The sequence below is a fragment of the Pseudomonas sp. Tav-5-1A genome (genome assembly GCF_055755055.1).
Genome location: NZ_CM146901.1, coordinates 2756384 through 2778811, shown reverse-complemented (window position 1 = coordinate 2778811; position 22428 = coordinate 2756384). Strand labels below are relative to the sequence as shown.

Genomic DNA, 22428 nt, shown 5'->3' with positions numbered 1-22428 from the left:
CATATATGGAATTTTCGCACAGAAGCAGGCACGTTAGCGTGGAGACCTCAATCTGGAGGTCAACCCTATGTTCAGTTCCACTGCCAGGAAGGTCCAATTCGCCACCTGCTTGGGTTTTTTCATCGTGCTGATGGACGTCAGCGTGGTCAACGTGGCGCTGCAGGCCTTGCGTCAGGACTTGTCGGCCAGCGTCACCGACCTGCAGTGGGTAGTGAACGCCTACGCCATGGTGTTCGCCGCGTTGCTGTTGATGGCCGGCACCCTCGCCGACCGCTTTGGCGCCAAGCGGGTGTTCATGCTGGGCTACGCGCTGTTTGCGCTGGCGTCCATGGGCTGCGGCCTGGCACAGGGCCTGGGCGCATTGATCACCTGGCGCCTGGCCCAGGGGGTGGGCGCCGCGCTGTTGGTGCCCACTTCGTTGTCGTTGTTGCAACACGCCTTCCCGGAAGAAGCCGCGCGCAACCGTGCGGTGGGCTGGTGGGGTGCAGGCGGTGGCATCGCCCTGGCAGCCGGCCCGGTGATAGGCGGCGTGTTGATTGCCACATTGGGCTGGCGCAGCCTGTTTTTCATCAACGTGCCGATCGGCCTGCTTGGCCTGTGGCTGACCGCCCGCCACGCGCCCCGCTCCCCTTCACAGCCGCAACGCAGCCTGGACGTGCCCGGGCAGCTGGCAGGCGTGCTGACCCTGGCCAGTTTCACGTTTGCCCTGACCCAAGCCAGCGACTTGGGCTGGGCCAGCCCGGTGATCATCGTCGCCGCGCTGGCCTGTGTAATGAGTGGGGTGTTGTTCGTGTGGCTGGAGGCTCGGGCGGCGCGGCCAATGCTGCCCTTGGCGCTGCTGCGCGACCCACTGCTGGCCAGCGCCAACGCCATCGGCGTGCTGGTCAACCTGGTGTTCTACGGCATGGTCTTCGCGTTGAGCCTGTATTTCCAGACCATTGAGCGCCTCACGCCCGAGCAGACGGGCCTGGCGTTCCTGCCGATGATGGCGATTCTCATGGCAGTGAACATCCTCGCGGGCCGGTTGCTGCAACGAACCAGCCGGCGGCGCCTGGCGACCGGGGGCCTGCTGATTTCGGCGCTCGGTTACCTGCTGATGCTGCCAGCCTTGGCCGCCCACGGCTTCGCCTGGCTGGTAGTGCCGATGCTGCTGGCAGGGGGCGGCATTGCCCTGACCATCCCCACCATCACCGGCGCAGCGCTGGCGGCTGCGGCCCGGCACCAGGCCGGGGTAGCGTCCGGGTTGCTGAACGCAGCGCGGCAGGTGGGGGGTATCACCGGCGTGGCGCTGTTCGGCTTTCTGGTGCGCGGTGCTGCGCCGCAGGCGTTCATGCAAGGCATGCATGACGCGCTGGTGATCTGCGTGGTAGCACTGCTCGCCGCAGCCGCACTGGCGTCCACCGGCCTGCGCCCCACCCTCCAGCCATTGCCCCACACCACCCCGTAGCAGCGGCCGCCCGGCCGCGTCCGGCCCCGCTGCGGTGGTGCCTGGAGGACGCAGCCTGGCGGCAGCTGCTACGGGCACTGTATCGTGGAAATAATCGCGATCTGTCACTTCTGGGCGGTGCGTGGGGTTGTTAACGTGCGTGCACGAATCGGCAAGGACTTAGCCCATGCAACTCCCCCTCTACCAGATCGACGCCTTTACCTCCCGCCTCTTCGCCGGCAACCCTGCCGCCGTGGTGCCCCTGGACGCCTGGCTGCCCGACGAGGTCATGCAAGCCATCGCCATTGAAAACGCCCTGGCGGAAACCGCATTTTTCGTGCGTAACGCGCGTGGCCATTATGAGATTCGCTGGTTCTCGCCGTTCACCGAAATCGACTTCTGCGGCCACGCCACCCTGGCCAGCGCCTTCGTGCTGTTCAACCAGCTTGGCGCCCCGGAAACCCTGACCTTCTGGGCCAAGGCCGTCGGCGATATTCCGGTGCGCCGCCTGCCGGATGGCAAGCTCGAACTGAGCTTCCCCGAACTTGCGCCCACGCCGCTTTCCGAGGTGCCTGCGGCCCTGGTCGAAGGGCTGTCGATTGCCCCCAGTGAATACTGGATCAGCCGCCAGGCATACTTTGCGGTGTACGACAACGCGGCGCAGGTGGAGGCCGTGGTCACGCGTTCCGACCTGCTGAAAACCCTGGCCCCACGCGATGTGGTGGTCACCGCGCCGGGCGTTGCCCACGACTTCCACTCGCGCTATTTCTGGCCGGCCAACGGCGGCGAGGAAGACTCGGTCACCGGTTCCATCCACGCGGGGCTGGCACCGTTCTGGGCCAAGCGCCTGGGCAAGTCGCACCTGCAAGCGCTGCAAGGCTTGCAACGCCAGGGCGAGCTGGACTGCCGCGTGGCGGACGGCCGCGTGTTCGTGGCCGGTCATGCCGTGCAATACCTGCAAGGGATGATCACCGTGAGGGCCGGCCAATGAACGTGCGCATCGAACTGGACACCAACCCCGGCGAAGCCGAGCGCAACGCCATCCTCCAGCCGCTGCGCGCATTCAACATCGCCAACGCCGGCAGCACGGTGCCGGAGACCTTCGCGCTGCTGGTGCGCGACGAGCAGACCGACGCGATCATCGGCGGCCTGTACGGCAAGCTGTTCTACCGTTGGATGTTCATCGAGCTGCTGGTGGTGCCCGAACAGACCCGTGGCCAGGGCACCGGCTCACGCCTGATGGAAATGGCCGAGGCGCACGCGCGGGCCAAGGACTGCGTGGGCATCTGGCTGGATACCTTCAGCTTCCAGGCCCCGGCGTTCTACCAGCGTCACGGCTACACCGAGTTCGGCCACATCGACGACTACCCGCCCACCCACACCCGCCACTTCTTCCAGAAACGCCTGCACCCGTAGCAGCTGCCGGTTTTGTGGGAGTGGGCTCTGCCCACGAAAAGGACGCAGCGGAACGTCTGGCTATACGCGTTGTTCTTCTTCGCGGGTAGAACCCGCTCCCACAGGCGTCATTCGAAATCCGACATCTCATAGAACGGCCGGATTTCGATTTCGCTCGGCCCGGGCATGGGGTTGGGGCAGCGTTTCACCCACGCCACCGCCTCGTCCATATCCTTGACGTCCCAGATCCAGAACCCCGCGACCAGCTCGCGGGTGTGGGCAAACGGGCCATCGCTGACGGTGCGCTTGGAGCCATCGAACGCCACGCGCTTACCCTGGGACGACGGCTTCAGGCCATCGGCAGCCTGCAGCAACCCCGCCTTCACCAGTTCGTCGTTGAATTTGCCCATCGCCTCCATCAGCTCGGTGCTGGGCAGCGTGCCTGTTTCGCTCTCTTCAGTAGCCTTGACCAATACCATGACGCGCATAACCTGCCTCCTTTTTCAAAGGTTGGACAGTTATCAGCGTAGCGCAAACCCATAGGTGCGACTCTCACGCTGCCGCTGCAGTGGTAATGCGCCCGCCGATCACCCGCGCCACGGCCAACACCCAGACCAGCACCGCGATGCTGCCGACACTCACCAGCATCCCATGCACCCCCGCCGCGCTGATGACCTTGCCCATCACGAAGGGAAAGCCGAACACGCCGATGAAATACGCCAGGCTGAACAACAGCAGCGCCTGGGGCGTGAGCCGGGGTGGCGCCTGGTTGGCGGCCAGGCCGTTGATCACCGAGTAGTTCAGGCCATAGCCGACCCCCAGCAGCGCGGCGGTGAGCAGGTAGCTGAGGCTGCCGTGCACCCAGCTGGAGAAACCGAACACCGCCACCAGCATCAGCGTGGTGAGCACGGCGGATGCCGCCAGCGGGTTGCGCTTCACCACCCAGCCGGCAATCAGCAAGCGGCAGCCGATGGCCGCACCCATGAAGCCGATGAAGAACAGTGAATAATCCAGGCCCAGGCTGGCGGCGTAGCTGGTCTGGAAACTGCCCATGCCGCCAAAGATCGCCCCGCCCAGGCCCACCATCAGAATCGCCAGCGCGGCGCGCGAGCGCAGCACCTGGGCGGCGCTCGCCAGGCTGATCTGCACCGGCTCGCCCGAGCCCTGCGCGCCGCTGCCAAGCCGCCAGAAATACGCCCCGCCCACCACCGCGCACGCGGCGGCCAGCAGGAACGCACTCTGCACCGGCAAGCCATACAGGCTGGCCAGCTTGCCGGCCAGGGGGCCGCTGCCGATGCCGGTGAGCATGCTGCCCGACAGCAGCGCGAAGCAGTGGGTGCGCCGGGCCGGCTCGACCATGGCCGCGACCATGATCGGCCCTAGGGTGTAGAACAGCCCCCAGCCAACCCCCAGCAGCAGCCCGCAACCCAGCAGCGCCAGGCCCAGCCCCGGCACCAGGGCAAAGCCCAGCGAGGCCAGCACCAGGCAGCCGGCGCCCAACGCCACCGAGCGCCCGGCGCCCAGGCGCTGCATCACATGCCCGGACACCAGCACCGCCAGCAGGGTGCTGACCATGGCCACGGCAAACACTTGGCCGGCATCGCGCTCGCTGCCGCCGTGGCTGGCCACCAGCAACGACAGCAGGAACGTGCTGCCATAGGCGATGGACAGCAGGAAACTGGCGAGGCAGAACAGGCCAAAGCGCGGGCCGGGGCGTTGGGCAGGTGCAGGCATCAAGGGCATTCCGTGCGGAGTAGTCGCGCTGTTGTAACACGGCCGTGCGCACGGTTTGTCATGCAAATAGCGGAGTCAGGGTCAGCATCGGCGCACCTGTCACAACGGTGTCGAGCCATTCACGCTCGCGGTATGATCCAACCGACGCGCACAACAAGGAAGGCACCCCGACGATGGACTCGCTACTCTGGCTCAAGGCACACGCCGTGATCCCGCTGATGCTGGCCGGGGCAGGCGTGGCGCTGTTTTTTGCCGCGCGCCATGTGACCCGGGTCGAGATCGCCCGGCTGCACCAGCGCAACGAGCCGCTGTTCCAGCAGGCCCTGGCACGTCACGGGGTGGACGCCGTGCTGGTGCTCAAGGACAGCACCAGCCTGGGCACCCGCGGGACCAACATAATGCATTGGCGGCCGTTCCAGGTGCACATGATCCTGCACAGCCCACCCGATCGCTGGTTCCTCTACCTGCACACCGAAGGCTCGGCGCCGCTGCTGCAGCCGCTGTCGGAAGAACGGGCGCGGCTGGCGGTGGGCGCCTGACTCCAGGCCCGCACCCCGTAGCAGCTGCCGCCAGGCGGCGTCCGGCGACGCCGCCTGGCGGCAGCTGCTACGGGGTGCGGGGTTAGCGCAGGCCCATGGAGATCATCAGCTTCGCCAAGGCGTCGTCGGTGCTGTCCTTGGTGGTGGTGGGCGATACGCCGGCGGACCTGGCGCGGGCCAGTTTCCATTCCGAGGTGGCCTTTTCCGCGTCGCTGACGTTGTCGAGGAACGACGCCGTCAGCGTCAGTATCTGGTTGTAATCGTCCACACGCTTCAAACCCAGGGCATCGGCCTGGGGCCCCGTGACCTGGCCGGTGGCCAGGGCCTGTTGTCGGCCCATCAAGCCGTCGGCCCAAGCCTGCTCTTGATCCGAGAACAAGCCCCCCTCGTTCTGGGCCACCGCCAGCAATGAACGGCGGTCCAGGCTGCCGAACAGGCTGTTGTAGTCCTGGTCGGTATTGGAGAACGGGTTGCTGGTGGTGGCCATCGCCGCATACACCGCATCCATTCGCTGGCGAGCGTCCTGGCTGACCTGGTCGTCGGACAGCCCGGTAGAGCTGGAAGTGGCCTGGGGCAATACTGCGCCCAGGGCCAGGGCGTCGGTGTTGAAGCCTTCACGGCCAGTGAAGAAGGCACCGTATAGGCTGGCGGCCTGGCTTTGGGTAACCGCGTCGATGCTGAGGGTGACCGTGGCATCTTTCGGCTGCCGGCCAGGCTGCAGCACGGTGCTGATCACCGTGGTGGATTGTGCGGCCTTGCTGGCGGCAAGCTGGGTGATCGACTGCTGGGTATACAGATTGATGCGCATCCTGCGCCTCCATGTGCCTGTGAACGACGCTCTTGTGAGGTTGTTTTTACTGAGATCTGCAGACTTGAACCTTTCACCGCGAACCCAGGCCCGTTGCCACGAGCACCTTGGCCAGTGCGTCGGCGACGGTGTCCTGGGTGTGGGTGGGCGCTGCGGGCAGAACACGTGCGCGCGCGGCCTGCCAATTGGACGTGGCTTTTTCTTCGTCGCTGGCGTTGTCGAGGAAGCTGGCGGCCAGCACCTGGGAGACGTTGCTGTCGGTGACTGACTTGAACGTCGACTCCAGGCGAATCGGCCCCGAGTACAGTCCGGAAGCCAGCGATTGCTGTTGGTCCATCACCGACTTGGCCAGCATTTGCTCCTGGGACGAGAACAAGCCGCCCTGGTTGTTCGCCACGGCCGACAGCGAGCGGCGGTCCAGGCTGCCGAACAGGGTGTTGGTGTCCTGGCCTTCATAGCTGTCGATTGAATAGGGGTTGCCCGACGCTTCCATCGCCGCGTACACGGCGTCCATACGCTTGCGCGCATCCACGCCTATCGCGTCACCGGACAGGCCCGTTGAGCTTGAGGTCGCCTGGGGCAGCGCGGTGGCCAGCCCCAGGGCATCGGCACTGAAACCTTCGCGCACCGGGAAATAGCGGTTGTAGAGATTGGCTGCCTGGCTACGCGTGATCGCGTCGATGCTCAGGTTGACGGTGGCCTGCTGGGCGGTCTGCCCGGCGCTGCGCGCGGTGCTCAGCACCGTGGTGGATTGCGCAGCGGGAGACGCTGCCAGGGTGGAAACCGACTGCTGGGTATATAGGTTGATGCGCATCCTGCGCCTCCGTGTACCAGTGAGTTACCTCCTTGTATCGACAACCTTACAAAAAACTGTAGCCGCGGCCGATAGGCGGCGTCCTGGGCACCTTGGTGGCCTGGGACGCAGCCTTTGGCAGCTGCTACGGGGGGGGGTTACAGCAGGGTTTGCAGGACCACTTCCAGCGGGTGGCGCAGTTCGCGGTCGGCCATGCGCTTGACCTGGCTGCGGCACGAGTAGCCGGTGGCCAGGGCTTCGCCCTGCTTGTCCAGCTTGCCGGCCCAGGACTGCTCGAAGATGGTCCGCGAGGTGTCCTGGTTGCGCGCCTCGTGGCCGTAGGTGCCGGACATGCCGCAGCAGCCGGTGGCCTCGGTGGCCAGCTTCAGGCCCAGGCGCGCGAACACCTGCTCCCACTGGCGGGTGCTGGCCGGCACGTTGGTCTTCTCGGTGCAGTGGGCCATCAGGCGGTAATTGCCGCTGGCGCTGGCGGCCTGCTCGGGCAGCACGTCCATCAGCCATTCCTGGGGCAAGGCCACGCTCGGGCACTCGCCCAGGCCCGGCACCTTGAGGTATTCCTGGCGGTACACCAGGGTCATGGCCGGGTCCAGGCCCACCAGGCGCACGCCGCAGTCGGCCACGGCCTTGAGCTGGCGGGCGTTGCGGATGGCGGCCTTGGCGAACGCACCGAGGAAGCCCTGCACGTGCAGCGGCTTGCCGTTGGCGCTGTAGGGCGCCAGGAACACCCGGTAGCCCAGGCGGTGCGCCAGCTCGATGAACGCGGCCAGCAGCGGCGTCTCGAAGTAGCGGGTGAAGGCGTCCTGCACCAGCACCACGCTGCGCTCGCGCTGGGCCGGGGTCAGCTCGGCCAGGGCCGGTAACGTGGCCACGCGCACCTTGCAACGGCTCAGGGTGGCCTGCAGGTTGTAGCGGCTGATCAGCGGGCTGTCGACCATGCCGGCCTGGCCCTTGAGCAGCCGGCCGATCAGCGCCGAGCCCATCACCGCGTTGTACAGCCCGGGTGCGTGGGCCAGGTACGGCAGGGTGAACTCCAGCGAACCGATCAGGTAGTCACGCAGCGGGCGCTGGTAGCGGCCGTGGTACAGCTCGAGGAAGCGCGAGCGGAACTCGGGCACGTTGACCTTCACCGGGCACTGCCCCGCGCAGGACTTGCACGCCAGGCAGCCGGCCATGGCGTCGTACACCTCGTGGGAGAAATCGGCCTGGCCACGACGGCGCGCCAGGTTGTTGCGCAGCCGCGCCGGCAGGCCCTTGAGCCACGACACCTGGTGGCGCGCCGCCGCCAGCACGTCGATGTCCGCCGCGCCCTGCAGGCGCAGCCATTCGCGAATCAGCGAGGCACGGCCCTTGGGCGAATGCTGGCGTTCGCGGGTGGCTTTCCACGACGGGCACATGGCGTCGTCGGGGTCGAAGTTGTAGCAGGCGCCGTTGCCGTTGCAGTGCATCGCCGTGCCGTAGTCCTGCCACACACGCTCGTCGATCTGGCGGTCGTAGTCGCCACGCAGCGGCGCTTCGTCGACCTTGATCAGGCCTTCGGCGCTGTCCGGCGGGGTGCAGATCTTGCCGGGGTTGAGCTGGTTGTGCGGGTCGAACGCGCCCTTGAGCTGTTGCAGCGACGGGTACAGCTCGCCGAAGTAGGCCGGCACGTATTCCGAGCGCAGGCCCTTGCCGTGCTCGCCCCACAGCAGGCCACCGTAGCTCTGGGTCAGCGCCGCCACCGCGTCGGAGATCGGCTTGACCAGCGCGGCCTGGGCCGGGTCCTTCATGTCGAGGATGGGCCGCACGTGCAGCACGCCGGCGTCGACGTGGCCGAACATGCCATAGGCCAGGCCATGGCTGTCCAGCAACGCGCGGAAGTCGGCGATGTAGTCGGCCAGTTTTTCCGGCGGCACCGCGGTGTCTTCCACGAACGGCTGCGGCCGTGCCTCGCCGTCGACGTTGCCCAGCAGGCCCACCGAGCGCTTGCGCATGGTGTACACGCGGTTCACCGCCGCCGCGCCTTCGGCCAGGGTGTGGCCCAGGCGCTCGATGCTCTTGTCCGCCTGCAGGTGCTCGACGAAGGCCGCCACGCGGGCGTTGACCTCGGCCGGGTCGTCGCCGGCGAATTCCACCAGGTTGATGCCCAGGGTCGGGCGGGCCGGGTCGGCCGGGAAGTACTCGGCCACGGCGTGCCAGATGATGTCCTTCATGGCCAGCAACAGCACCTTGGAGTCCACCGTCTCGATGGAGATCGGCGTGTGCTCGAGCAGCGCATTGGCGTCGCGCAGGGCGTCCATGAAACTGGCGTAGCGCACGTTGACCACCACCTGGTAGGTGGGGATCGGCAGCACGTTGAGCTTGGCCTCCACCAGGTAGCCCAGCGAGCCCTCGGCGCCGCACAGCACGCTGCTGAGGTTGAAGCGCCCCTGCTCGTCGCGCAGGTGCGCCAGGTCGTAGCCGGTCAGGCAGCGGTTGAGCGGCGGGAAGGTGCGCTCGATCAGCTCGCCCTGGGTTTCCTGGATGGTGCGGGCGGCGCGGTACACCTCGCCGGCACGGCCGGGCACGGCGCAGGCCTGCTCCAGTTCATCGTCGGTCAGCGGGTAGGTGTGCAGGCGCTGGCCGCCCAGCAGCACGCTGTGCAGTTCCAGCACGTGGTCGCGGGTCTTGCCGTAGGTGCAGCTGCCCTGGCCGCTGGCGTCGGTGTTGATCATGCCGCCCACGGTGGCGCGGTTGGAGGTGGACAGCTCCGGGGCGAAGAACAGCCCGTGGGGTTTCAGCGCGGCGTTGAGCTGGTCCTTGACCACCCCCGCCTGCACGCGCACCCAGCGCTCCTCGACGTTGATCTCGAGGATGTTGTTCATGTGCCGCGACAGGTCGACGACGATGCCATCGGTCAGCGACTGGCCGTTGGTGCCGGTGCCGCCACCACGGGGGGTGAGCTTGACGCCCTGGAAGCGCGGCTGGGCCATCAGCGTGGCGACGCGGGCCACGTCCTCGGCATCGGCCGGGAACACCGCCGCCTGGGGCAGGCGCTGGTAGATGGAGTTGTCGGTGGCCAGCACCGTGCGGGTGGCGTAGTCGGTGCTCAGCTGGCCCTTGAAGCCGGCGCTGCGCAGGGCATCGAGGAACTCGGGGTACAGGGTGGCCGGTGCGGTGCCGGTCAGTTGGGCGATCATCGGGGATGGCCTCGTCTTTATGTCAGGATAATCATGGATACTGGCCTGGGCGTGCTGGTTATCAGCGGCCAGGTAGTGGATGATGCCAATGATCCCGGAGCCCGGCGTTCGGCACAAACCGATATTCGCACCTGCATTGATGACTTTTACGAATGAATTACCGCAACCTCACCCCGTCCATGTCGGTGCTGCTGGCCTTCGAGGCGGCGGCGCGCCATGAAAGCTACACCCGCGCCGCCGAGGAACTGTCCCTGACCCAGAGCGCGGTGACCCGCCAGGTGCAGGCCCTGGAGCAGCAACTGGGGGTGACGCTGTTCCGCCGCGAGGGCCGTGCGGTGCGGCTCACCGAGGTGGGCCGGCTGTACCAGCGCGAGATCAGCGAAGCCCTGGGCCGGGTGCGCAGCGCCACCCTGCACGCCATGGCGCACCAGACCGGCAGCGGCAGCCTGCGCCTGGCCACCCTGCCCACCTTCGGCTCGAAATGGCTGCTGCCGCGCCTGCATGACTTTTACCGCCAGCACCCGGACATCATGGTGCACATCAACTCGCGCATCGAGACCGTGGACTTCGAGACCAGCGGCATCGACGCCGCCATCGTCGTCGCCACCGGCGACCAGCCCGGGCTGGTCTGCCACCGCCTGTACGCCGAGGAATTGATGGTGGTGCTGTCGCCAACCCTGGCGGCCACCCGCGCCGAATGGAGCCCGGCGGCCCTCGGCCAGCAGGTGCTGCTCAGCGTGGTCAACAACCCCAGCGCCTGGGGCGAGTGGTTCGCCTACCATGGCCTGGCGCACCAGGGCATGCGCCTGGGGGCCAGCTTCGAGCTGACCTCGCACCTGGTGCAGGCGGTCCGCGCCGACATCGGCATCGGCCTGGTGCCACGGGTGCTGATCACCGAGGAACTGGCCAGCGGCGAGCTGCTCAGCCCTGCCCTGCCCTACGCCAGCGCGCGCAGCTATTACCTGGTGTACCCGCCGCGCAACCGCGCGTTGCCCGCGTTGGTGGCGTTTCGCGAGTGGTTGCTCGGCAACCCGTCCCCGTAACCGTAGCAGCGGCCGCCAGGCCGCGTCACAGCCGCCGCGTGCCCCCCACCGACGTCAACCGCTCACCCAGGTAATCCACCAACACACTCACCTTGGGCAGGCTCTCGCGGCTGCGCAACCACACCAGGTTCATCGGCTGGCCATCGGTGGCCAGTTCCGGCAACACCTCCACCAGCGCCCCGCTCGCCACGTGCGTCGCCACCAGCCAGGTCGGCAACTGGGCGATGCCCAGCCCCGCCAGCGCTGCCATCACCTCGCCTTCGCCATCGCCCACGGCAATGTGCGGGTGCATGATGCGCCGCTCCATCTCCCCCGGCTGGCGCCCCTTGAAATACCACGGCCCCACCAGCCCATCGTTCTGGCCATAGCCCACGCAATGGTGGTGGTCCAGGTCGTCGGCCGACTGCGGCACGCCCTGGCGCGCCAGGTACGCGGGCGCGGCGCAGAAGATCATGCGCTGGGCGCCGATGTAGCGGTGCGCCAGCGCCGCGGGCCAAGCGTCGGCGCCACCGATGCGCACGACGATGTCGATGCCATCCTGCACCGGGTCGACGAAGCGGTCGGAGAATGACACATGGGGCAGCAACCGCGGGTGCTGCTTGACGAAATCGAGGATCAGCGGCAGCACATGCAGGCGCCCATAGGACGCCGGCAGGTCGATGCGCAGGTGGCCATGGGGCTCGCCCTGCTCGGCGCCCAGCGCCAGCTCCACCTGCTCCAGGTCGCAGAGCACCGCCGTGCAGGTGCGGTAGAAGGTCTGCCCGGCCTCGGTCAGCGCCATGCGCCGGGTGGTGCGGTTGAACAGCCGCGCGCCCAGCCGTGCCTCGAGGCGGGCGATGCTCTTGCTCACCGCCGAAATGCTCAGGTGCAGGCGCTCGGCGGCCGCCGTGAAGCTGCCCAGGTCTGCCACGCTGACGAACACGTCGATGCCCTTGAGCCGTTCCGAGGAAAACATCGCCGCTCCATTGTTGAACTGGGTTCAAGACAGTTGGTAAAAAACGGCGCAAATAGGCCATCAATTCTCTAATAGGCTACGGCAAAACCTTTCTGGAGTTAAGTGTCATGCCGTCCTCAACCGTGGCCCACGCCACGCCGTCCGCCCATTCAGCCCTGCAAATCCTGATCATGACCGTGGCGGCGTTCATCATCGTCACCACCGAGTTCCTCATCGTCGGCCTGTTGCCGGCGCTGGCCCGCGACCTTGACGTGTCCATCGCCGTGGCCGGCCAGCTGGTGACGCTGTTCGCCTTCACCGTGATGCTGTTCGGCCCGCTGCTCACCGCGCGCCTGGCGCAGGTGGAGCGCAAGCGCCTGTTCACCGTGATTTTGCTGGTGTTCGCCGCCTCCAACGTGCTGGCCGCGCTGGCCAGCAATATCTGGATCATGGCCCTGGCGCGCTTCATCCCCGCCCTGGCCCTGCCGGTGTTCTGGGGCACCGCCAGCGAAACCGCCGGGCAACTGGCAGGGCCGGGCAACGCCGGCAAGGCGGTGTCCAAAGTGTACCTGGGCATCTCCGCGGCCCTGGTGTTTGGCGTGCCGCTGGGCACCGTGGCCGCCGACACCCTGGGCTGGCGCGGCACGTTCTGGGCGCTGGCGGCGGTGTCGCTGGTGATCGCCGCGCTGATGCACCTAGCCATGCCCACCCTGCCCACCTCACCCAAGCCCGCCCATGGCGAGAAGCAGACCGCCATCCTGCGCCAGCCGCGCTTCCTGGCCCACGTGCTGCTGTCGGTGCTGGCCTTCACGGCCATGTTCACCGCCTACACCTACCTGGCCGATATCCTTGAACGCGTGGCCAGCGTACCTGCCAGCCAGGTCGGCTGGTGGCTGATGGGCTTCGGCGCCGTGGGCATGCTGGGCAACCATTGGGGCGGCCAGCTGGTGGACCGCAAGCCGCTGGGGGCCATGGTGCTGTTCCTGCTGGTCATGGGCGCCGGCATGCTCGCCGTGGTCCCGGCCGCCGGGCACCACGCCTGGCTGATCGTCGCGCTGGTCGCCTGGGGCATCGGCTACACCGCGCTGTTCCCGGTGTGCCAGGTGCGGGTGATGCAGGCTGGCGCCCGCGCCCAGGCACTGGCGGCTTCGCTGAACATTTCGGCGGCCAACGCGGGCATTGGCCTGGGGGCTATTCTGGGCGGGCTGGGGATTCGGCACCTGGGGTTGGAAGCCTTGGGCTTGATCGCCACGGCCATCGCCGCCTTGGCCCTGCTGGTGGCACTGCTGATGATTGGGCGCCGGACGCCAGTTCGTCCCTGTGATGGCGAAAGCAGGGTCGTCTGTTAATTAACGAAGTTGCCGGTTTTGAAAGTTTTATCTACTGTCAGTTCTTACAGGTGACAGTGCCTGCTGGTTCGCCCACGCTGCTGACTATTCGCAATTAAAAGCGAAAACCCAGTAAAGGAGAAACCAAATGTCAACCACTAAATCGCCTGCCACCGGCACTTATAACTGGAACCTGGACACCGAATTCCGCGAGGCAAATCAAATTGATTTGCATATCGACAGGATCCCCGACGAGGCGGGCCTGTTTGCTGTTCTACAGGGGCAAGCGCGTATTGCCGGCCCTGTTTTCACAAGGGAAAACCTAGTCCTGGTATTTCCAGTACACCCTGACGGGTCCTTCAACGGCACCGTTTCGATTGGCCCGAATTCTGCTAGAGTCTACTACATGCGTGGCTTGGATGACGTGAACAATCCAGTTAGCGGAACGGCCGGCGGAGGGCAAGTTGATATCAAACTGGACACGGAGGGAAACCTGTCAGGAAGTATTACTGGATTCTTCCCAACAGCCTTATCGATCACATCAAGCTTCGACGTCCAACAACCATCCCGCAAACTTCTTACCGAGGAATTGAAAGCCGTTCTTAAAGCATTCAAACAGCATTAAAACCCATACCGGCCATGTACAAAAAACCGCCAAGGCGGTTTTTTGTCTTTACGCCTTACTCGACTTCGCCCGCTTGGCCTCCTCCAGCGCATACCGCCGGCAATGCTCCAGGTAGCCCATTTCATGGCTGGCCACCAGCTGCACCACGCTCTTCCACAGCCACGACGGTGCATCCAGGGTGCGCGAGCGGTTCAGTTGCAGGTCCTTGATCCAGCCGGCGCGGGTGGCCAAGTCCATCTGCCGGGCGTGGGCCAGGCCCACCACCCGCGCCAGGTAGGCCGCCACGCGCATGGCCTCGACCTGGGTGAGTTGGTCCAGCTCCAGTTTCATGTCCTGGGGCAGCAGTTCGCGGATGAAGAAGCCGTTGTCGAGCATGCGCGTGGCCAGCATGCGGTTGCCCAGGCCCGGTGACAGGTGGCGGGCGCCCTCCACCACGCGCTGGCCGTTGTCCCGTGGCATGGACGCGCGGGCGGCGCGCGGCGCGGCGGCGCCCACGGCCTGCTTGATGTCGATCAGGCAGTAGTCGGGGTCGTCGTCATCGCCCACGCTCAGCAACGCCGCGTAGCGCTGCAGGCCCAGGGAGCTGCAGCCCTTGACCCAATAGGCGGAGTCCAGCAGCTCGACGCGGTCATCTTTGGAGCGGCCTTTGAGCGAGGTCACGAGCGCGTGGATGTCGTCACTGGCGCAGAGCTTCTTCAACGCGGTGCGCTCGTCCTTGGCCAGTGGCCAGAAGTGCTTGCCTTGGGGGATGGTTGGGCGAGTGTCCTCGATGCGCTCCTGGGCCAGGTGCTTCCAGGTACGCTGCACGGCGCTGCGCATGCCGGCCTTGACCTGGGCCGGGCGTGGCGGGTCTTCGTCGACGTTGGTTTCGAACGCCAGCTCGTAGCCGCGCATCATCTCCTCGAGCATTTTCGCGGTGGCCACGCCGGGCAGGTCGGAGCCGCGCGCGGCGGTGGCCAACGACAGCGCCAGGCGCACCAGGTCGTGGGCCGGGTTGCCGATCACGGTCTGGTCGAGGTCGCGGATGTGGATGTCGATCTTGCCCTTGAGGTCGCCCGTGGGGCCCAGGTTGCCGGCGTGGCAATCGCCGCAGATCCACACCGCCGGCCCGCTGGGCAGGCGCTTGCCCGGCTGGCTGTGCAGCCACTGGTAGAACTGCACCGTGCTGCCGCGCACGTAGGCGTGGGCAGAACGGGCCATTTTCAGGTTGCGAAGTTCGGTGAGCGGGGCGAGGCGCGCGGAGGGTCTGGGTGTTTTCATGGGGGCGTCTTTGGCAGATGTATGCAGTGGACTTACAGCCGTCATAAATGTTTCAAAATATTTCCCAGATACCCGATAACAACGGCCGCCAGGCCGCGTCCCGCCCCACCACCCTCACATCTGGCAGAACCGCAGACGGTTGCCGAACGGGTCGTACACTTCCAGCACCTGCCCCCAGTCCTGCTGCACGATACCGGGCCGCGCATTGCCGTAGCGCCTGGCCAGCAACTCATCGCGCAGCTGTTCTATGTTGTGCATCGGAATAAACACCGTCGCCCCCGGGCAGGCATCGCCGTGGTGTTCTGACAGGTGCAGTTGCAGCGCGCCGCGGCGAATGCCCAGGTACAGCGGCAGGCCAGGCTCGAAACGGTGCTCGAACTCGACGCTGAAGCCGAGGAAATCGAGGTAGAACTCGCGAGCCTTGGCTTCATCGAAGCTGCGCAGGATGGGGATGGGGCTATCGAACGTGGGTGCGGTCATGGTTCCCTCCTGGAACGGATGTGTGGGGGGGGGGCATGCCCCCTGACGCGGCCGTTGTTGTGGGAGCTGGCTTGCCAGCGAGCTGTTGAGGCCCTAAAAACTCGCTGGCAAGCCAGCTCCCACAAAGACAGTTGCTGCTACGGGGATATTGCCAGGGCTTGGATCAGGGCGTCGAGGGTTTCGGGGGCGGCGGCGTGGTGGCTGGCGCAGCGTTGCCGGTCCCAGGGCATGGCGTCGTCGGTGCAGTAGTCGCCCACGCACTCGGCGTCCAGCGGGCCGTCCAGCAGGCCCAGCGGTACCCACACATACGGCTCGCCGCGCAGGGGGTTGGGCACGGTGGCGCCGCACTGGCCGCAGAAGTCGTTGCGGTAGCCGGTTGCCTTCTGCCAGGTGCTGATGGCGCTTGCGCCGGCGTGCCAATGGAAGTCGGCGGCCTTCACCACGGTAGCGAGGTTATGCCCCACGCCCGTCTGCCGGCGGCACAAGCTGCAGTGGCAGCGGTAGAAGGTTCGCGGCGCCGCTTCCAGGCTGAAGCGCACGGTGCCGCACAGGCATTGTCCTGACGTCATGACCATTCCCTTGAAATAAACCACCTTTGTAGCAGCGGCCGCCAGGCCGCGTCAAAACCCGCCACCACCCCGGGCAACCGTCGCCTGCCGATACTGCCGCGGGGTAAACCCGGTCAGCGTCTTGAACTGGCGGCTGAACGCACTGTGGTCGGTGTAGCCGCACTGCATCGCCACCTCGGTGATCGGCAGTTCGCTGTGCAGCAGCCGATGGGCGTGCTCCAGGCGCACCTTGTGGATCATCTGCCGCGGCGTGAGGTGGAACACGCGCTTGCAGTAGCGCTCCAACTGCGCCACCGAGATCCCGGCAATGCGGGTCAGCTCGGCCATGCTGATGGGGCCCTGGAAGTGCCCGCGAATGTACTCGTCCACTGCCGCCAGGCGCTGGTACGCCGGGTGGCTGGCGCTGGCGGTCTGCAGGTCCACGGAGATGCCGGCCAGGCCGATGATTGCACCGTCGCGGTTGTAGATGGGCTGCTTGTGGGTCAGGCACCAGCCCGGCTCGCGGCTGCCGTACAGGTGCAGCTCCAGCTGGTCCTCGAGCACCAGGCCTTCCTCCAGCACGCGGCGGTCCTGCTCGGTGTAGCCGGGGCCCAATTGTGCGGGGAACACCTGGGCGCTGGTCTTGCCCAGCAGCGGCTGCAGGCGCTTGAAACCACAGCGCTGCAGCAGGGTGCGGTTGGCCAGGCGGTAGCGCGCCTGGGGGTCCTTGATGAAGACCACCGCGTTGGGAATCACGTCGAGCATGGGCAGCAGGGGCGCCATGCCGGCGAGCATTTCATCCAGTGTTTGCGGGCGTTCCAGGGCGTGCCCCTGGCCCAGCAGCGTCAGCGCATCCAGGGTCATGGACCAGGCTCCTCACGGCGGCACGCACCGCCATGGCAGCGCTGCGGCCGGCCAGCTTGCCGCACTGGGCGAGCGCTGTCCAGCGGCTGAAACCATTCTGCCAATTGTGCCGATTTCGTCATCGTCGCTGGCGAAAAGCATCAAGTAAAGCGGCGCCGCAAGGTTCACTGTAGAGCCCACGGGAAGCGCCCAAGCGGCGCCGCCCAACAATAACAACTGCAAGGCGACATCCACTCCTGCCGACCAATAACACACAAGAAGGCGACGCCATGTCCGGCACAGGCAAGTTCAAGAAACAACTCTCATTGATGGACCTGACCTTCATCGGGCTGGGTGCCATTTTCGGTTCCGGCTGGCTGTTCGCAGCCAGTCACGTCTCCACCATCGCCGGCCCCGCGGGTATTTTCTCGTGGATGCTGGGCGGCTTCGCGGTGCTGCTGCTGGGCATCGTCTACTGCGAGCTGGGCGCCGCCCTGCCCCGCGCCGGCGGCGTGGTGCGTTACCCGGTGTTCTCCCACGGCCCGCTGCTGGGCTACCTGATGGGCTTTATCACGCTGATCGCGTTTTCCAGCCTGGTGGCCATTGAGGTGGTCGCCGCCCGCCAGTACGCCGCGGCGTGGCTGCCGGCGCTGAGCCAACCGGGCACCGGCAACCCGACGTTGCTTGGCTGGCTGCTGCAGTTCGCCCTGCTGTGCCTGTTCTTCGCGCTGAACTACTACAGCGTCAAGACCTTCGCCAAGGCCAACAACTTCATCAGTCTGTTCAAATTCATCGTGCCGCTGCTGGTGATCGGCGTGCTGTTCACCTTCTTCAAACCGGCCAACTTCACCGTGCACGGCTTCGCCCCGTTCGGCCTGTCCGGCGTGGAAATGGCGGTGTCGGCCGGCGGCATCATCTTCGCCTACCTGGGCCTGACGCCGATCATTTCGGTGGCCAGCGAGGTGCGCAACCCGCAACGCACCATTCCCATTGCGCTGATCCTCTCGGTGCTGCTGTCCACCGGCATCTACGTGCTGTTGCAGGTGGCATTCCTGGGCGGCATTCCCACCGAGATGCTCAGCCAGGGCTGGGCCGGCATCAGCAAGGCCTTCTCGCTGCCCTACCGTGACATCGCCCTGGCCCTGGGCGTGGGCTGGCTGGCGTACCTGGTGGTGGCCGACGCGGTGATCTCGCCCAGCGGCTGCGGCAACATCTACATGAACGCCACGCCGCGGGTGATCTACGGCTGGGCGCGCACCGGCACCTTCTTCAAGGTCTTCACCCGCATCGACGAGAAATCAGGCATCCCGCGCCCGGCGCTGTGGCTGACCTTCGGCCTGTCGCTGTTCTGGACCCTGCCGTTCCCGTCGTGGGAAGCGCTGATCAACGTGGTGTCCGCCGCCCTGGTGCTGAGCTACGCCATCGCGCCGATCTCGGTGGCCGCCCTGCGCCGTAACGCCCCCGACATGCCCCGGCCGTTCCGGGTGAGAGGCTTCGCGCTGCTGGGCCCGGTGTCGTTCATTGTCGCTGCGCTGATCGTCTACTGGTCGGGCTGGGGCACCGTGTCCTGGCTGCTGGGCCTGCAAATCGTGATGTTCGTGGTGTACCTGCTGTGCCAGCGCCTGGTGCCTACCGACCACTTGAGCATCGGCCAGCAAGTGCGTTCCTCGGCCTGGCTGATCGGCTTCTACGCCGTGACCATCCTGCTCTCCTGGCTGGGCAGCTTCGGCGGCCTGGGCGTGCTCGGCCACCCTTACGACACCCTGGCCGTGGCCGCCAGCGCGCTGGTCATTTACTACTGGGGCGCCGCCACCGGGGTGCCGGCCCACCTGGTGCGCCTGGACGCGGACGACGCCGAAAGCGAGGCGGTGGAGCACGCCGGCCGCGCGCAACCGGCGCACCTGCCCCACGCCACCACCCGTTAATTCAACCTGGACGCACCCATGAAACAGGTACACGTGATCGATTCCCACACCGGCGGCGAACCCACGCGGCTGGTGATGCAAGGCTTCCCGGCGCTGACCGCCAGCACCGTCGCCGGCCAGCGCGACGAACTGCGCGAGCTGCATGACCACTGGCGCCGCGCCTGCCTGCTGGAGCCACGCGGCAACGATGTGCTGGTGGGCGCCCTGTACTGCCCGCCGGTGTCGGCCGACGCCACCTGCGGGGTGATCTTCTTCAACAACAGCGGCTACCTGAACATGTGCGGCCACGGCACCATCGGCCTGGTGGCGTCCCTGCAGCACCTGGGGCTGATCGGCCCCGGCGAGCACCGCATCGACACGCCGGTGGGCCAGGTCAGCGCCACGCTGCACGCCGACGGCGCCGTCACCGTCGGCAACGTGCCGTCGTACCGCTACCGCCAGCGCGTGCCGGTGCAGGTGCCCGGCCATGGCCTGGTGCACGGCGACATCGCCTGGGGCGGCAACTGGTTCTTCCTGGTGGCCGAGCATGACCAGGTGCTGGAACTGGCCAACGTCGAGGCCCTCACCGCCTTCACCTGGGCGCTGCTCAAGGCCCTGGAAGCCCAGGGCATCCACGGCGAAGGCGGCGCGCTGATCGACCACGTGGAGCTGTTCGCCGCCGATCCGCACGCCAACAGCCGCAACTTCGTGATGTGCCCCGGCAAGGCCTACGACCGCTCCCCGTGCGGCACCGGCACCAGCGCCAAACTGGCGTGCCTGGCCGCCGACGGCAAGCTGGCCGAGGGCGAGCGCTGGGTGCAGGCGAGCATCACCGGCAGCCAGTTCGAAGGCCGTTTCGAATGGGACGGCGAGCGCATTCGCCCGTTCATCACCGGCCGCGCCTACATGACCGCCGACAGCACCCTGCTGATCGACGAGGAAGACCCGTTTGCCTGGGGCATCTGAGCCCACTTTTTTCGCACCCACCTGACTACTGGAGAACACACCATGACCGACAACATCTTCACCGGCTGCATGCCCGCCCTGATGACCCCGTGCACCGCCGCGCGCACCCCGGACTTCGACGCCCTGGTGGCCAAGGGTCGCCAACTGATCGAAGCCGGCATGAGCGCCGTGGTCTACTGCGGCTCCATGGGTGACTGGCCGCTGCTCACCGAGGCCCAGCGCCAGGAAGGCGTGGCGCGCCTGGTGGCCGCCGGCATCCCGACCATCGTCGGTACCGGCGCGGTCAACAGCCGCGAAGCTGTGGCCCACGCCGCCCATGCCGCCAAGGTCGGCGCCCAGGGCCTGATGGTGATTCCGCGGGTGCTGTCGCGTGGCGCCTCGCCGGCTGCGCAGAAGGCGCACTTCAGCGCCATCCTGAAAGCCGCCCCGCAACTGCCGGCGGTGATCTACAACAGCCCCTACTACGGCTTCGCCACCCGCGCCGAGCTGTTCTTCGACCTGCGCCGTGAGCACCCGAACCTGATCGGCTTCAAGGAATTCGGCGGCGCCGCCGACCTGCGCTACGCCGCGGAAAACATCACCTCCCAGGATGACGACGTGACCCTGATGGTGGGCGTCGACACCCAGGTGGTGCACGGCTTCGTCAACTGCAACGCCACCGGCGCCATCACCGGCATCGGCAACGCCCTGCCGCGCGAGGTGCTGCACCTGGTGGCGCTGAGCAAGCAGGCGGCCAAGGGCGACGCCCGCGCCCGCCGCCTGGCCCGCGAGCTGGAGGCGGCGCTGGCAGTGCTGTCGTCGTTCGATGAAGGCTGCGACCTGGTGCTGTACTACAAGCACCTGATGGTGCTCAACGGCGACCTGGAATACAGCCTGCACTTCAACGACACCGACGTGCTCAGCGACGCCCAGCGCCGCTACGCCGAACAGCAGTACGCGCTGTTCCGCCAGTGGTACGCCGCCTGGTCGGCCGAGCAGAACCAGGCCTGACACCTTTGCCGCGCCGGGCCCTGGGGCCCGGCCTCGTGACCTTTTAAGGATGCACCATGACACTGACAGGCAAGCTGCTGATCGGCCGCCACGCCGTCGCCGGCACCGGCGCCCCGGTTTACGCCATCAACCCCGCCACCGACCAGCCGCTGCAACCCGGCTACCCGGGCGGCAACCGCGAGCACGTGGCCCAGGCCTGCGCCCTGGCGTGGAACGCCTTTGACGCCTACCGCGAGACAGCACCCGCCGTCCGTGCGCATTTTCTACAGACCATCGCCGAGGAAATCGAAGCCCTGGGCGACACCCTGATTGACCGCGCGGTGGACGAAACCGGGCTGCCGCGCACACGTATGCTTGGCGAACGCGGGCGCACCTGCCAGCAGCTGCGCACCTTCGCCCGCGTGGTGCTGGCCGGCGAATGGCTGGACGCGCGCATCGACCCCGCCCTGCCCCAGCGCCAGCCCCTGCCGCGCGCCGACCTGCGCCAGCGGCACATCGCCCTGGGCCCGGTGGCGGTGTTCGGCGCCAGCAATTTCCCCCTGGCCTTCTCGGTGGCCGGTGGCGACACCGCCTCGGCCCTGGCCGCCGGCTGCCCGGTGGTGGTCAAGGCCCACGGCGCCCACCCCGGCACCAGCGAGCTGGTGGGCCAGGCCGTCGCCCGTGCGGTGCAGCGCTGCCAGCTGCCGGAGGGCGTATTCTCGCTGCTGTACGGTTCGGGCCGCGAAGTGGGCATCGCACTGGTAAGCGACCCGCGCATCAAGGCCGTCGGCTTCACCGGTTCGCGCAGCGGCGGCCTGGCCCTGTGCGCTGCCGCCCAGGCGCGGCCGGAGCCGATTCCGGTGTACGCGGAAATGAGTTCAATCAACCCGGTGCTGTTGTTCCCGGCCGCCCTGCAGGCCCGCGGGGAAGCGCTGGCCCAGGCGTTCGTCGGTTCGCTGACCCAGGGCGCCGGGCAGTTCTGCACCAACCCCGGGCTGGTCATCGGCCAGCGCGGCGCAGCGCTGGAACGCTTTGCCACGGCCGCCGTGGCGGCGCTCACGGACGCCCCGGCGCAGACCATGCTGACCCCCGGCATTTGCCAGGCCTACCAGCAGGGCGTCGCGGCGCTGGCCAGCCACCCGCTGGCGCACACCCTGGGCCAGGGCCTGTCTGCCACCGGGCCAAACCAGGGCCAGGCCCAACTGTTCATTGCCGACGCCAGCGACTTCCTCGCCGCCCCGGCGCTGCAAGCCGAAGTGTTCGGCGCCGCCTCGCTGATCGTCCAGTGCGACGATGACCAGCAAGTGCGCCAGGTGCTCGAACACCTGGAAGGCCAACTGACGGCCACCCTGCACCTGGACGACGCCGACCTGCCCCAGGCCCGCGCCTTACTGCCGGTGCTGGAGCGCAAGACCGGGCGCCTGCTGGTCAACGGCTGGCCTACCGGCGTCGAAGTCTGCGACGCCATGGTGCACGGCGGGCCGTTCCCGGCCACCTCCGATGCCCGGGGCACCTCGGTGGGCACCGCGGCCATCCTGCGTTTCCTGCGCCCGGTCTGCTACCAGGACTTCCCCGACAGCCTGCTGCCCGTGGCCCTTGGCGCTGCCAACGACCTGCAGCTGCGGCGGCTGGTCGACGGCCAGCGGGAGGCTTGAGC

21 protein-coding genes and 1 pseudogene are annotated in these 22428 nt (G+C 67.1%); 12 read left to right on the top strand and 10 right to left on the bottom strand.

Features of this window, described 5'->3' with window-relative positions; translation table 11 throughout:
- Positions 1–67: 67 nt before the first annotated feature.
- The 3 genes from AC0J42_RS12775 (at position 68) to AC0J42_RS12765 (ending at position 2842) form a co-directional block, all read left to right on the top strand.
- Positions 68–1447 (top strand): MFS transporter, encoded by a 1380-nt coding sequence (locus tag AC0J42_RS12775; RefSeq protein ID WP_473006408.1) that lies wholly within the window; start codon positions 68–70, stop codon positions 1445–1447.
- A 166-nt stretch (positions 1448–1613) separates the two neighbouring features.
- Complete coding sequence (locus tag AC0J42_RS12770; protein WP_416423910.1) at positions 1614–2417, top strand: PhzF family phenazine biosynthesis protein; 804 nt, start codon at positions 1614–1616, stop codon at positions 2415–2417.
- Positions 2414–2842: a GNAT family N-acetyltransferase gene (locus AC0J42_RS12765; RefSeq protein WP_416423909.1), complete on the top strand. Its 429-nt coding sequence runs from the start codon at positions 2414–2416 to the stop codon at positions 2840–2842. The genes AC0J42_RS12770 and AC0J42_RS12765 overlap by 4 nt, the downstream gene beginning before the upstream one ends.
- Positions 2843–2949: 107 nt before the next feature.
- Here the strand turns inward: AC0J42_RS12765 and AC0J42_RS12760 are convergent, their stop codons facing one another.
- Both AC0J42_RS12760 and AC0J42_RS12755 read right to left on the bottom strand, forming a co-directional pair.
- Complete coding sequence (locus AC0J42_RS12760; protein WP_473006407.1) at positions 2950–3309, bottom strand: YciI family protein; 360 nt, start codon at positions 3307–3309, stop codon at positions 2950–2952.
- A 64-nt stretch (positions 3310–3373) separates the two neighbouring features.
- Positions 3374–4555 (bottom strand): MFS transporter, encoded by a 1182-nt coding sequence (locus AC0J42_RS12755; RefSeq protein ID WP_473006406.1) that lies wholly within the window; start codon positions 4553–4555, stop codon positions 3374–3376.
- Between the two features lie 173 nt (positions 4556–4728).
- Between AC0J42_RS12755 and AC0J42_RS12750 the strand changes: the two genes are divergently transcribed.
- Positions 4729–5094 carry a hypothetical protein gene (locus AC0J42_RS12750; RefSeq protein ID WP_473006405.1) on the top strand — a complete coding sequence of 122 codons (366 nt, stop codon included), beginning with the start codon at positions 4729–4731 and terminating at the stop codon, positions 5092–5094.
- A gap of 82 nt (positions 5095–5176) precedes the next feature.
- On the opposite strand, the gene AC0J42_RS12745 is transcribed toward AC0J42_RS12750, so the two are convergent.
- The 3 genes from AC0J42_RS12745 to ydiJ form a co-directional block, all read right to left on the bottom strand.
- A complete protein-coding gene (locus tag AC0J42_RS12745; RefSeq protein WP_473006404.1) occupies positions 5177–5902 on the bottom strand; it encodes a hypothetical protein in 726 nt (241 codons plus the stop codon).
- A gap of 73 nt (positions 5903–5975) precedes the next feature.
- A complete protein-coding gene (locus AC0J42_RS12740; protein ID WP_473006403.1) occupies positions 5976–6716 on the bottom strand; it encodes a hypothetical protein in 741 nt (246 codons plus the stop codon).
- Between the two features lie 137 nt (positions 6717–6853).
- Entirely contained in the window at positions 6854–9871 is a 3018-nt protein-coding gene (gene ydiJ / locus AC0J42_RS12735; protein WP_473006402.1) for a D-2-hydroxyglutarate dehydrogenase YdiJ, read from the bottom strand.
- A 33-nt stretch (positions 9872–9904) separates the two neighbouring features.
- Between ydiJ and AC0J42_RS12730 the strand changes: the two genes are divergently transcribed.
- On the top strand, positions 9905–10027 hold the full coding sequence (locus AC0J42_RS12730) for a hypothetical protein (protein WP_473006401.1): 123 nt from the start codon (positions 9905–9907) through the stop codon (positions 10025–10027).
- Positions 10024–10914 (top strand): LysR substrate-binding domain-containing protein, encoded by an 891-nt coding sequence (locus AC0J42_RS12725; RefSeq protein WP_473006400.1) that lies wholly within the window; start codon positions 10024–10026, stop codon positions 10912–10914. The genes AC0J42_RS12730 and AC0J42_RS12725 overlap by 4 nt, the downstream gene beginning before the upstream one ends.
- Before the next feature lie 25 nt (positions 10915–10939).
- Here AC0J42_RS12725 and AC0J42_RS12720 read toward each other — a convergent pair whose 3' ends face one another.
- On the bottom strand, positions 10940–11869 hold the full coding sequence (locus AC0J42_RS12720) for a LysR family transcriptional regulator (protein ID WP_473006399.1): 930 nt from the start codon (positions 11867–11869) through the stop codon (positions 10940–10942).
- A 107-nt stretch (positions 11870–11976) separates the two neighbouring features.
- Between AC0J42_RS12720 and AC0J42_RS12715 the strand changes: the two genes are divergently transcribed.
- Positions 11977–13197, top strand: a complete 1221-nt coding sequence (locus AC0J42_RS12715) for an MFS transporter (protein WP_473006398.1) — start codon at positions 11977–11979, stop codon at positions 13195–13197.
- A gap of 127 nt (positions 13198–13324) precedes the next feature.
- The gene (locus AC0J42_RS12710) at positions 13325–13801 is read left to right on the top strand and encodes a hypothetical protein (RefSeq protein ID WP_473006397.1); all 477 of its coding nucleotides are present in this window, start codon (positions 13325–13327) and stop codon (positions 13799–13801) included.
- Between the two features lie 48 nt (positions 13802–13849).
- Here the strand turns inward: AC0J42_RS12710 and AC0J42_RS12705 are convergent, their stop codons facing one another.
- The 4 genes and pseudogenes from AC0J42_RS12705 to AC0J42_RS12690 all read right to left on the bottom strand — a co-directional run bounded on the left by AC0J42_RS12705 (position 13850) and on the right by AC0J42_RS12690 (position 16953).
- Positions 13850–15061: a DUF2252 domain-containing protein gene (locus tag AC0J42_RS12705; RefSeq protein ID WP_473006396.1), complete on the bottom strand. Its 1212-nt coding sequence runs from the start codon at positions 15059–15061 to the stop codon at positions 13850–13852.
- 114 nt (positions 15062–15175) lie between these two features.
- Positions 15176–15553 (bottom strand): annotated as a pseudogene (locus tag AC0J42_RS12700) (glyoxalase superfamily protein); the annotation flags it as partial.
- A 125-nt stretch (positions 15554–15678) separates the two neighbouring features.
- On the bottom strand, positions 15679–16110 hold the full coding sequence (locus AC0J42_RS12695) for a GFA family protein (RefSeq protein ID WP_473006395.1): 432 nt from the start codon (positions 16108–16110) through the stop codon (positions 15679–15681).
- 51 nt (positions 16111–16161) lie between these two features.
- Positions 16162–16953, bottom strand: a complete 792-nt coding sequence (locus AC0J42_RS12690; protein ID WP_473006394.1) for a helix-turn-helix domain-containing protein — start codon at positions 16951–16953, stop codon at positions 16162–16164.
- Positions 16954–17222: 269 nt separating this feature from the next.
- Here AC0J42_RS12690 and AC0J42_RS12685 point away from each other — a divergent pair, with 269 nt between their 5' ends.
- Genes AC0J42_RS12685 through AC0J42_RS12670 form a run of 4 tightly spaced genes read left to right on the top strand, consistent with a single transcriptional unit; the run spans position 17223 to position 22426 of the window.
- Positions 17223–18857 (top strand): APC family permease, encoded by a 1635-nt coding sequence (locus AC0J42_RS12685; RefSeq protein ID WP_416423895.1) that lies wholly within the window; start codon positions 17223–17225, stop codon positions 18855–18857.
- A gap of 18 nt (positions 18858–18875) precedes the next feature.
- The gene (locus AC0J42_RS12680) at positions 18876–19802 is read left to right on the top strand and encodes a 4-hydroxyproline epimerase (RefSeq protein ID WP_473006393.1); all 927 of its coding nucleotides are present in this window, start codon (positions 18876–18878) and stop codon (positions 19800–19802) included.
- Positions 19803–19844: 42 nt separating this feature from the next.
- Positions 19845–20792, top strand: coding sequence for a dihydrodipicolinate synthase family protein (locus tag AC0J42_RS12675; RefSeq protein WP_473006392.1), 948 nt, complete (start codon positions 19845–19847; stop codon positions 20790–20792).
- A gap of 56 nt (positions 20793–20848) precedes the next feature.
- The gene (locus tag AC0J42_RS12670; RefSeq protein WP_473006391.1) at positions 20849–22426 is read left to right on the top strand and encodes an aldehyde dehydrogenase (NADP(+)); all 1578 of its coding nucleotides are present in this window, start codon (positions 20849–20851) and stop codon (positions 22424–22426) included.
- Positions 22427–22428 lie beyond the last annotated feature (2 nt).